Source organism: Sphingobacterium sp. UBA7631, assembly GCF_002483935.1.
Classification (GTDB): Bacteria; Bacteroidota; Bacteroidia; order Sphingobacteriales; family Sphingobacteriaceae; genus Sphingobacterium; species Sphingobacterium multivorum.
In genome coordinates this window covers 79854-92227 of record NZ_DLIX01000003.1, presented here as the reverse complement: position 1 = coordinate 92227, position 12374 = coordinate 79854, and the positions used below count along the sequence as shown (strand labels likewise).

The 12374-nt window shown below is 40.2% G+C and carries 8 protein-coding genes; all 8 read right to left on the bottom strand.

Annotation, left to right across the window (positions count from 1 at the left end; all coding sequences use genetic code 11):
• Nucleotides 1–39: 39 nt before the first annotated feature.
• Entirely contained in the window at nucleotides 40–888 is an 849-nt protein-coding gene (locus tag B3P16_RS03570) for an MbnP family protein (RefSeq protein WP_070561724.1), read from the bottom strand.
• 23 nt (nucleotides 889–911) lie between these two features.
• On the bottom strand, nucleotides 912–2900 hold the full coding sequence (locus B3P16_RS03565; protein WP_112373990.1) for a TonB-dependent receptor plug domain-containing protein: 1989 nt from the start codon (nucleotides 2898–2900) through the stop codon (nucleotides 912–914).
• Nucleotides 2901–2905: 5 nt separating this feature from the next.
• Nucleotides 2906–3811, bottom strand: a complete 906-nt coding sequence (locus tag B3P16_RS03560; RefSeq protein WP_236560103.1) for a FixH family protein — start codon at nucleotides 3809–3811, stop codon at nucleotides 2906–2908.
• A 384-nt stretch (nucleotides 3812–4195) separates the two neighbouring features.
• On the bottom strand, nucleotides 4196–4573 hold the full coding sequence (locus B3P16_RS03555; protein WP_075990767.1) for a hypothetical protein: 378 nt from the start codon (nucleotides 4571–4573) through the stop codon (nucleotides 4196–4198).
• A gap of 190 nt (nucleotides 4574–4763) precedes the next feature.
• The gene (locus B3P16_RS03550; RefSeq protein ID WP_070561730.1) at nucleotides 4764–6104 is read right to left on the bottom strand and encodes a DUF5125 domain-containing protein; all 1341 of its coding nucleotides are present in this window, start codon (nucleotides 6102–6104) and stop codon (nucleotides 4764–4766) included.
• A gap of 57 nt (nucleotides 6105–6161) precedes the next feature.
• Nucleotides 6162–7634: a glycoside hydrolase family 30 protein gene (locus B3P16_RS03545; protein WP_286841473.1), complete on the bottom strand. Its 1473-nt coding sequence runs from the start codon at nucleotides 7632–7634 to the stop codon at nucleotides 6162–6164.
• A gap of 78 nt (nucleotides 7635–7712) precedes the next feature.
• The gene (locus B3P16_RS03540; RefSeq protein ID WP_286754751.1) at nucleotides 7713–9230 is read right to left on the bottom strand and encodes a RagB/SusD family nutrient uptake outer membrane protein; all 1518 of its coding nucleotides are present in this window, start codon (nucleotides 9228–9230) and stop codon (nucleotides 7713–7715) included.
• An 11-nt stretch (nucleotides 9231–9241) separates the two neighbouring features.
• Nucleotides 9242–12220, bottom strand: coding sequence for a SusC/RagA family TonB-linked outer membrane protein (locus tag B3P16_RS03535; protein WP_286841471.1), 2979 nt, complete (start codon nucleotides 12218–12220; stop codon nucleotides 9242–9244).
• Nucleotides 12221–12374 lie beyond the last annotated feature (154 nt).

The window sequence follows — 12374 nt, the reverse complement described above, 5'->3', positions numbered from 1 at the left end:
CTACAATCGCATTCCAGATCATAGCCATTTACATCATATTTAGTTAGAAACACCTTCAACAGTGAACATCCCTGCTGTATCGCTGCTTCCGTTGCCGCCAAGATTATCAACAAACTTCACCATTTCCACTGCTGAATGAATACTAGGTGTAGCATTATTGGCCCCCAAGGTGATGGTATTCGTTTTACCGCTTAGGAGCTTATCGAAATCTGCCCTGATGTTAATCTGTGGTATACTTTTTCCAACAGTAACTATGGAAGGTAAATTCAAGGTAATGTCCCGGTAAGCATCTACGCCCTGTTTATAAGTGGATTCATCGCCGTTTGTACCGTTGACCGTACTCCCTGTGTGAATAGACAACTCTTTATGATCAACACCATAAAAGCCCTCCAATTTCGTAAATCGGTAACCTGTCCCCCATTCCCAATGCATTTTAGTATCATTTGCTCCTGCTGTTGCATAGAAAACTGGGAATCTCAGTTGATCCAGAGTATTTATTTCCTGTTTTACCCCCAAACCGAATTTGATCTGTTTATACTCGCCAACAGGTATATTACTCAGTACATAATTTAAAGTTGCTGCTTTCGCCTGATCAATTACTGTAGCCCCTTTATCCAGGTCATTTACATTATAAGGGATCTCAGACCCGTCGGCTTTAATAAGTCTGATATTGCTAATTACATACTTTAGCTCAGAAAACTGATACAGTTGTCCGCTGGCGGATGTATTTGTCGTGGCAGCTGGGGAATCTGCACTACCCAGCACAATTGTTGTATTTTTAAATGTATTGTTGAAATGTAAGTTAACACTGTTAGCGACGTCTTCACTTTTGCTACAAGAAACCATAACCAAAGAGATCATCAGGAGTTTAATTGCATTGTTTTTCATTTTATTTTTAAGTTCTAAGGTATTTAAAAATTGATTTTTAAGGATGTAAAGATATTCCTACCCATGCGTGGTATATTTCCCCAATCCGCATAGGTACTATAGTATTCATTGAAAAGGTTCTCCGCACCGACCTGAAACGCGGCATTTAATTTCCCAATATTGAAGTTATAATCTGCCGAAACATTCCAAATCTTATAGGATGCAGTTTGGTCCTCTCCGTATTCAGGACTAAAATTGACTTGACTAAAGTCCCCGTTCATTGAAGTTTGCACGCCGATCATTTTGTATCGGTAATGCAGTGATGTTTGATAACTTAAGGGACGTATAAAGGGCAGGTTTCCGCCCATATTGTCTTGCCCTCTGGCATAGGTAAGTATAGCTTTCCAATCTAGACCTGGCAAAATTTGATATTGCGCATTGAGTGCCAGATTAAACAGCGTCGCATGATCTAAAGAGGTATAGCCTTTTACGCCTACCGATTGATAGTTCATGGGGCTACCCAAACTCAAAATCCGGCCAATAATGTAGTCTTGTATAAAGAAATAATTGGCCTTGGCCCCAATGCTTAGCTTTCCGGTCTTAAATCCGGCACTGGCATTGGCTTCATAAGAAACTTCATTTTTTAAATTTGGATTTCCGATATAGTCATAACGATCGAAACTGTTATAGATGTAGTAACCATACGCTTCCGAAACAGAAGGAGCACGATGCCCAAACCCTGTTCCTAGAGAAAAGTCAAACTGACCAATATTTAACTGATAGCTAGCATGTAGGCTCGGCAGAATTCTATTTTTCTTCTGTGGAGAACCCGGATGGAAGATCCAGTTGAATTCAACGTATTTCGAATAGTTATAGTTCAAACCCAATGAACCCCCAAAGACAAGTCTACTGATATCAGAAAGATCTAACGAGTTATTAATGGCTACACTCGCGAATCGTGTGGTCACCCATGGCCAGCTATAGGCAAACATGGTCTGTTTGGATCGATCTTGCGGATACATACGCATCTCAGCTATCGATAGATTATCGTAAGCATTTACCTGTATTTCCGAAGAATAACGATCTTTCTGCAGATTAATTTTAGATAAAAGACCGTAGGTCGTACTCCAGCCTGGCATATCCATATGGACCAAATTCTCCGGACGGGTTGTATCATCCATATAGTGCTCAACAGCATTAAAATAAACTTTGGTGTCCCATACTTTTACCAAGCCCTCTTCAAACAACTGTTTGTATGTAGCGGAAGTGATGATCGCTCTGGATAAGGATAGGTCCATTGGTAAAGCTGGAAATCCCACATCTTTTGCCCGATCAAAAATAGCATCCACCCTAACGGCAGAGAGCGGACTTGTTTTATAGGCCAAGCCCAAAGACGCATTGAATTTATTATATTGCGAATGCCGTACTTCATCGTCATTTCCATCATAATAATTTCCAGCCTTCCGGAAGGCAATACTTCCATCTGCCACAAATTTGTCGCTCGAGTAATATAAATTTCCAAGATTGAACGTCTGCTTATTATTGAATTCAAAACCTGTCTGATAGGCTCCGCCAATTTTTTTCTGCAGCCCAAACGAGGTATTCCTTCTTTTTAGATCTATACTGCCCGCGACCGTAGCGCCATGCAGATTACCCTCCTGCCCCGATTTAATATCGATGGCAGCAAGATTATTACTTTCTACATAAGAGGTTATCGGGTCCATTTTATCCGTACATGCTCCAAAGACATGCATCCCGTCGATCGTAATTATCGAACGCTCGCTACTCATATTATTGAGTAGGGGTTCCCAAGCGTAGGCACCACGTTTGATGAAGCTGATATTACTTGCAGAAGCCAAATATTCATCCACGGAGACTGTCATCTTTAGATCGTTTTCGATCCTCCTTTTAGTAGCTGCGGTGACTGTAACCTCCGCTAGACGTCTCGTGGTATCGCGCGTAATAGGATTGTTTTGTCCGTGTACGTTCCATCCCAAAGACAACATAAAGAGCATAACACTTATTTTCTTCATAGCCTCTAAAATAGAATGTCGATGTATAACTCACTTTTACGCCCTTCTACCCCAGGTGTAAAGTCTTTGGGTACCTCAGTTCCTGCTATTACCCTTCCATTTTGGTTGACCAAAATAAAATTCAACGTCCAGTTGCCTGTCATGGTGTAATTCACAACACCTTGGTACAATCCGTTGGCCTGTTGGACCAAGTCCTTATTATTGGGGGAAGAATGGTTACCCATCGAAGGTTCTGGCATACGCGGATCTAACTGCAAGGTGTATCCGTTGACTCTTGTATAAGACAATTGCGCAGTGTCTAATTTATAAATACCTGCGACCAGTTTATTTTCAGCAACATTTGGTTTCCAAGGAGCAATCAAGGCGATTAAATAGTGTTCGCCATCTTTCCCGGTAAAGGTGGTTATATTACGATTTTTATTGGTCTGCGGCATTACAGTTACATGCTGTGCAGCAGAGAAAGTCTGATCGCCAATTTTAAAATCGATTTCCAAACTCCAGTTTGCTGCTGCAGAACTTTCATCTGTAAACACACTGTAACCCGAAAAGTAGCTCCCATCCAACGTATGGTCCATTACGGACTGGTTTGGACAAACAATTTTCATTCCTTGCATATTGGTTTGGATGGGCAGCAATTTGACTGCGGAAACGGCTACAGATTCATTATTTTGCTGCTTATTGATTTTCACGCGGATATCATTATAACCGCGGTACAATACCCCTCCCGGGGCTTCAATATGAATATTGTACCCTGAAGAAATAAGGCTTGTAACCTCTTTAAACTCCATATTCTCTTCAACAGTATTTCCTCGTTCGGCCTCATAGTCTGTTTTCGCCTTGGTACAGCCGACTACAAGAAGACCTATAATCGCGATATAAAAACCCGCTTTTTTTATAAATAAATCTCTCATCTATAATATTTCATGTATAAGGAAGCTTTCCGATTTACTTCGTGAACTCGCAAGCCCGGTTTAAATAAATCATGCTGGCATCCTATATGACAAATGGATATATTTTTGTAGCGAAATGAAATCATCCTGTTGATTTTAAATAGATTACTAACCACGATCAACATTATAATGATTCAGAGCCACATCGCAATGTAGTCCAAATAACCATATTGGTTTCTTTGAAATAAATACTGAATAAGTAGTTTAATCGGAAGATTGATTACTTTGACAAGACATCGCTAAACGCATTTTGACAACGCAATTCTAAAGCGATGCTAGCGTTAGCATACACTGTAAATCATCATCAGCGATCGATTACTTATTCAAATAAATTACTAGCTGGATTTAAACCAAAGGGGGATGAAATATTGTAAAGATGGGATTATAGGAATAATCTTCTTTATATACTGGAAGTAGGCGCTCCACAGTGTCTTCATAAAGAGCCGTGTTTTTAAACGTAAAATCTTGCGTATTATTTATAAAAACAACATCAATGATACGTAATTCAAGATTTTTTTGTTCCTTTTCCTCATGTTCGCGCATTTTCTTCATCAAAATACACTGGCCTCGACAGGCAAGCGCATTATCGTTAAAACGATTGATACATTCGTAACGTGCGATATAATCTCGATTCAACTCGAAGACTGTCCATAGCCATACCGTTGAGAAGCTCTGCAGGAGCATCAAGGGTAATAGAATCCATATAAACAGTCTGATTTTCATTCGAATATTTTATTCTCAATAGCAGCTTACATCAGGAAGATTACTTCATTATCTTGTAAACTGGCCAACTCATGATAATCTGTGTGAGTTTGGGCAAATATAACAAATGAATCTTGGAATAAACAAATGCTATTTAAAAGAAAAAGTCCTAGGAAGACTACTACCTAGGACTTATAAGACTCAATTATAATTATTTTGTCGCAATCGTCAAGACAGCTTTCTTATTGCCTGCAGCTAAATCCAATGTAAAAACATAGGTTTTACCGGTCTCTAATACTTTAGCGGTTTTGATGCCAAGATTGCCCGAGTCGCGTCCATTCTTTCCATCCCCCACAAAAACGATATCACTTGTCGTTGTCAGGTCTGTGCCACCAAATTCACCGCCCCATCCTTTTTGATGGAAAAATTTGAAATTGATGTTATCAGAATTTATAGACTCTCCTGCCTTAACAGTTATCTGGTATTTCTTGTTGCCTAGCGGCACCAGACAAAGCGCTTTATCTGTGTTCCAGCCTACCTGATTACTGGATACCTTAGGTTTTCCGATTCCTTCACCAATAATCCAAACCGCCCCACTTCCGTCATCTTGTAATTTTGCTAAATCATTACCTGTCATCGCTTCAACCACAAAATATTTTAAGGTAAAGTCCGCAGTAACGCGATACTTACCGTTCATTCCGTTGAAAGCGATTGATCCGTCAGGAGCTTGTGTAAAATAGTCCGGATCAATCCACCAATTCTTCAGATCTTCTATTCCGTCAATAACCACCTTCTCGCCTTTTACCATATTCAACTCTGCCTTAAAGTGCTCATCATCAAGGCGACTGAATACCGTTCCATTAATGGCATAAGCAATAATAAACGGTGAAGCTTGATAAGTTGAGGTATTAAATGCGATGCTATAGGTTCCAGAAGTTGAATTTGAAAATGGGATTTCAGCCGTAGACCCTAGGTTTATAACATTATTGACCCAACCAAAATTCATCAGATTGCCTTGTGCGCCCACTTTTGGTGCTTGAATATAGCCCTTTACCGAAAATGGAAAATTCTCTTTTGCCGCATATTGATTACGCCCTACCCTTTCCATGCGATAGGACTTAGATGCTGTGACTAAAGTTAAATATGGAAAGTCGGGTCTGCTCAGATTAATATCAAAAGATTGTTCCGTTATTTTTTGGCTAATATTCTGTAAGACAAACTTAAGGGTTGCTTTTCCATCGGGAATATCTTTCAGGAACGGAACATAAATTTTTCCAGTATAATCTCCATTTTGTTTGGTACGAATGACGGTTTCTGTTACCTTGTCGTCTGTAAAATACAATTGTGCTTTAACCGTAGACAGCGCTACTTCACTATCCGACACGTGCAGCTGAAATTCGAGACTGTCCCCAAAGTTTGCGGCTGAAATAGGTGATTTCAATTCGATTTTAGGATCCCCTATTTGATAGGTATATTTTTCATCCTTTTTACAGGAACTGACTGCGGTAATTGCAGCAGTTCCCAATAGTATATTGATGAGATATCTTTTCATTTGTTCATAATTTATGCGCTATCCATGTGATAGCGCTTAAGGTTTATCATCCTCCAATTAATAGGTCCAGCGGTAAGAAACAACCGACTTAGCTGGTACATCATAGCTAAAATGATGTTTACCATCTGCCAAGGTAATTTTACGACTATCGCCCGATTCGTTTAACAGAACAACAGCATAGGTTCCGTCTGTATTTTGGAATGCAGTATAAACCAACCCTTCCGCTGTATATCCAGAAGCGCCAATCCGTGTGGCCCCTGATTTGACCACTGAGGAAAGATGACCAACAATATAATAGTGCGAATTACGTGTTATATTCTTATAATTTGCCTTACTAATATCCACGGCTCCATAACATGTCTGACAGCCTCCCTCGCGATTCGGTCCTTTATCGGTATCTAGCATCAGATTCCATACAATGACACCCTTACTCCAATTGTTCACTGTACCCAGAGCCACTTCACGCATGTCTTCCATCAAACGTTTTTCGAGATTCCGGCCATCATTCCATTCCCCAATAGATGTTTCTGTAAATACAAGCTCCTTATCTGGGCGTTGATTATGAATATCGATAAGTTCAGCCTTATCCCCACCATAATTATGGTACGCCGCTCCGGCGAAGAATGAAGCCGCTCCGGCATCGTTATAGATCTTTACAGGGTAATCAGCCTGATCAGCAATGTTATCATAGTTATAATTATGATCAAATGCATAGATCTTTGTTGATAAGTTAGCCGCTTTTAACTGTGGGCCCAAAGCTTGTTTGACAAAAGCTTGTTGCTCTTGCCATGACATATAAAGCGAAGCGGAATTTTTTCTGTTCAATGGTTCATTTTGAACAGTAATCGAATAAATATTAATGCCTTCTTTCTTCATTGCTTGGATCCATTGAACGAAATACCAACCATAGTCCTGATAATACTTTGGATTTAACTGACCACTGGTCCACGAATCAAAGGGCTTTAAATCAGTTAAGTTGTTAACTTTCATCCATTTCGGTGAAGTCCATGGAGAGCCCATGATTTTTATGGATGGATTGATGGCAAGTATTTCTTTCAGCACTGGAATGATATATTGTGTTTCTTCCGACTGTAGTCCAAAATTTTCCTTTCCTTCCTTATCCCAGCAGGTATATTCACTCAAAGAGAAGTCGGAACATCCAATAGCAATACGGATGTAATTCATTCCCATTCCATCTTTATCTGAGAAAGTCTCCGTAAGAAATTTTGTTCGATCTTCCTTACTCATCTTCATCAGATTATAGCAGGTAGAGCCTGTAACTGCTGCACCGAAGCCGTCCATTGTCTGAAATTTCTTAGCTGGATCTAGCGTAATTTTATTGGGCGACATGTTAAATTTGGAACTGAAATCAACAAAGCGTTTTCCAAAATCCAAAGACCGACTGCCTGTCGTCGTATAAATGGTAACGTCACCACTTTTTTTAATTTCATCACCTTGTGAAGGTGTATAGCTGTCACGGTTACAAGATGTTGCCGTCACTAGACAGGACAACAAGAATGTATATATCATAGTTTTTTTATTATTGCGTTTCATCTGTTAATAAATTTTTCGCCATCCATCAAATGAGGATTTCCGTTGTTAAATCAGTTAATACCCCGGATTCTGAACTAGATTAGGATTCTGATCAATTTTTGGTTGCGGAATCGGTAAACGGTAAGAGTTCTTCGTGAAGGGATACACCTGTGCCTTTCTTCCAGCATCTTTAGCATAAACAGCATTCATGACAGATTCCACCTTATCTAAGCGCACGAGATCAAACCATCTTTGTCCTTCGAAGGCCAATTCAAGACGACGTTCTTTCAAATAAGCGTCTAATAAAGCATCCTTATTTGAACGTACGGCAGCGGATATTTTAGGCAATTTAGCACGGGTGCGAATTTTGTCAATAATGTCTGCCGCTCCAGATAGATCTGATCCCTGCTGAATTAATGCTTCCGCTTTTAACAATAAAAGGTCTGCGTAACGAAGCTTGACAATACTATTAAATGCAGAACGTAATTTAAACATGAATGGATAATGGTTTGACGGATAATAGTTGCTCCAAGTAGTGGAATAATAAACAATAGATTGCCCCAAACGAACCTGGTCCCCTTCATTCGTATACGCTTGAATCAAGTCCCGAGATGGGGTTATCCATTTGGCCCATGTGAAGTTATTATCATAATTGGACAAATCCCTTCCAAACATCCAAGTCGCCCAATTACCTCCACCCGAAGTAAACTGTGCTTCCAAAATCGATTCTTTCGTATTCCGCTGTGCAAGATCTGTGTTGCTTGCATTCATTGCATATAGATCTGAGTAATTGGTATTCAGATCAAATCCATCCGCAGTCAATGCGTCAACATATTGGATAACTTTAGCGTAATCGCGAATTGGTTTTTCGGCATAGATCTTTGCCAGCATCGCTCGTGCGACGGATTTGGTAAATAAAGTCTTATTCCCATTATTGTTGGCTGGTGCATCAGCCAATCCGTCCATCAAGTCTTTTTCGATCTGCTTATAGGCTTCTTCTTCTGTGGCTTGTTTTGGAAAATATTGCGGATAAACTTCATTGACATTGTCACCAGTAATATCGGGTGCAATTGTGGTAATGACAGGGATAGATCCGAATATACGGACCATATCAAACATCGCCAATGCTCTGAATAGTTTAGCTTGTGCCTTATACGTTCTAATATCCGTATCGCTCAACGATTTATCAGCAACACTATCAACGTAAATGATCAATCGATTTGCACGTCCAACATCTTCCAGATATCTTCCCCAATCCCGGTCAACAACCGAATTAGACCCTTCAATAGAATTATTTTCAAAAGGTACAACTTCCGCTCCCGTCGTTCCCGCATAGGAATTATCGGCATGGGAATCTCCGATTAGGAGCAGATCGAGATACCAATGTTCCTGCCGATCTTTCATTTGCTGATAAATCCCCGCCAAATAGGTCTCAACCTCAGCTCTATTCTTAAAAACAATCTGCGTTCCTGTCTCGGTCTTCCCTTGACTCACATCCGAATAATCTGAAAGTGGATCACGGTTCAAAGAGCAAGAAAATAAAAACAAAGAGCCGGTTAGCAAAGAAAGAGCATTACTTATATATTTTTTCATGATACAGACAATTAAAACTCAATATTAAGACCTAAAACAAATGAACGATTCTGTGGATAGGTACCCCAATCTATACCTTGGATTCTGGAATCGGATCCGCCCGAATATTGGTTTACTTCCGGATCCATACCTGAATACTTAGTCAAGGTAAACAGATTGCTTACAGATAGATAAGGCTGAATTTTATGGATACCAATACGCTTCAGTCTCTCCGGAGAAATCGAATAGCCCAAGGACACATTTTTCATCCGCAAATAACTACCATCTTCAACAAAATAGGTTGAATTTTTCATGTCAAACCCAGCTTTAGGAACATGTGTAATCTGTCCCGGTACCCGCCAGCGATCCAATACAACTGTCGTTTGATTTCGACCATCATACATCCCCTCTGTTTCCATACGGCTGGCATTGAAGATGTCGTTTCCATAAGTTCCCTGAATGAATATGCTTAGATCGAAATTTTTCCAAGAGAAACTATTTGTCATACCATACACAAACTTTGGCAGGGGATTGCCGATATACGTACGGTCGCTTGACGAGATCTTGCCATCTCCGTTCAGGTCGCGATACATGAGCTCACCGGTTTCAGGGTTTACGCCATCTGAAATATAACCGAAGAATCCTGCAAGCGATCTTCCGGGCTCATTTTTCACCACAAAATCATTGACATAATCGTTCGTTTTGACATCATAATACACCTGTTGTAAGTCGAGCTGCTGAAGCTTATTTCTGTTGAAAGAGATATTAAAATCTGTATTCCAAGTCAAGTTTCCGGTCAGATTTTTCGAATTTACCGCAAATTCAAAACCATGATTATTCAACCTTCCACCATTTCTTTGGATTGTAGTTGCTTGCTGTCCTGCAGGCAAGCTCGCATTCATTAAAAGATTCTTGGTATCCTTGTTGTAGTAATCTGCGCTGATGCTGAGTCGATTATTCAACATCGTGATATCAAAACCGATACTGGTTGTGCTTGTCGTTTCCCAAGTTAAATCTTTCGCTCTTAAGATTGTTGGTTTATTGATATTTGGTACAGCATTGTCTTTTCCCTCAACAAACCATTGTTGACGTTGGATACCGCTCAATTGCAGGTAAGCATAATCGCCTAATCCGTATTGATTACCTGTCTGTCCCCATCCCCCCCGGATTTTTAAGTCGTTTATCCAGGTTACATCTTTCATAAAATCTTCAGCAGAGATTCTCCAAGCAACCGATACCGATGGAAAATAGCCCCAGCGTCGTTCTGGACTTAGCTTGGAAGAACCATCGGCACGCATATTTGCGGTCAATAAATACTTGCCATCATAATTGTACATTGCGCGTGCGAAATAGGACATAATCCCCCAATTGGATGCTGTAGATCCTGTTCTATCCCAAGAGATCTTATTTGCAGCATTAAGTGTCTCAATGATTCCATTAGCATAGTTTGAACCATAGATATAGCTTCTGGAGTACTTAGAATCCGTCCATGACGAACCGCCCATTACTTCCAAATTATGCTTTCCGAAGTTCTTCGTGTATGTCAAGAAATTGTCCCACGTTAACACGGTATTTGTATTACGAATATCTGAAGCTTCCCCGAATTGATTTCTTCCCCACGCTGTCGTCCAAGGATCCAAAAAAGTGGTCATCACCCCGGATCTTCGATCTAATGAAAACGAAGTTTTCCATGTTAAGTTAGGCATAAAGGAAATCAATGCACTTCCTGTGGCAACAAGACGGTTTTCGCGGTTATTGTTATTCCTTGTCCGGGCTAAGTTTTCCAATGGACTTGTAATGTTGTTGATCCCATAAAAATTATTATAGAATCGATCTGGATTTGTTGGATCCCATACAGGGGCGTAAGTAGGTGTTGTGATTACAGATGTAACTACTCCACCACGGTTAGAACCCAATCCGGAGGTAATTCCATTATCATTGTTATCGGAATAATTGATATTCGCATTCACCTTTAGCCATTTTCGAACTTGGTTATCAATATTAGCACGAAAATTATATCGTCTAAAAAAGGATCCTTGTAATGTTCCTTTTTCGTTCAAATACCCCCCACCTAAATAGTAACGAAGCTTCTCATTGCCATCCGAGATGGATATCTGATGATTTTGTTGAATACCTGTCTTGTAGGTTTCTTTGAACCAATCCGTTTGATCCAACAATCCCTCTGGCAGATTTATCATACCTATTTCATCCTGTAAGTCTTTGTATTGACTGGTATTTAAAACGTTGACAGTGTTATTGACAACATTGGCTGTCCACTGTGTTCCAAGCGTAATTTTTGCCTCGCCGGCTTTTCCTGATTTTGTCGTAACCAAGATGACACCGTTTGAACCACGCGAGCCGTAGATCGCTGCCGATGAGGCGTCCTTTAGAATTTGAATGTCCGTGATATCATTGGGAGACAAGAACTTAATATCTTCCACAGGAACTCCATCAACAACATATAAGGGAGTCGTATTGCTATTAAAAGACGTTATCCCCCGAATTTGTATCTGAGGTGCTGCACCTGGCTGACCACTCGGCTGAATAACAGTGACGCCGGCAGCCTTACCTTGAATGGCTTGTCCAAAATTGGTGACGGGCCTCTTTTCAAGGTCTTTCGTGGAAACAGAAGAGATTGCAGTCGTGACATCTTTTCTTTTGACGCTACCATAACCGATTACAATGACATCCTCCAGCATATTGGTTGATGAATTCAATTGGACGACCATGGTACTGTTGGCAGGCAATTCTTTGCTGTCGTAGCCAACAAACGTAAATTGGAGTATACTGCCGATGCTAGCAGAAATTTGAAAACGCCCATCTGCATTACTGGAGACTGCATTATTACTTCCTTTTTGTGTAATGGTTACTCCAGAGAGTGGTTTCTGATCTTGAGCATCCAAGATACGTCCACTGACTTGAACTCGGTCTTGGGCAAATACCAAATTCACCAAAGTAAACAAGAAAGCTAGCCCCATTGAAAAGGCAACTTTTCGTGTAAAGTAAATCATATGAAATAAAAAAATTGGTTATTGTTTAATCTTTTGGTTATTCCAAAATGGCAATGAGTTTCCCCTGCTTCATTGCTCAAAACAAAACTAAGATCACCAAGACGGAGAAAAAAGAGCTAGTACTGAAAAAGTACCAGAAAAAAAATGCAAACAG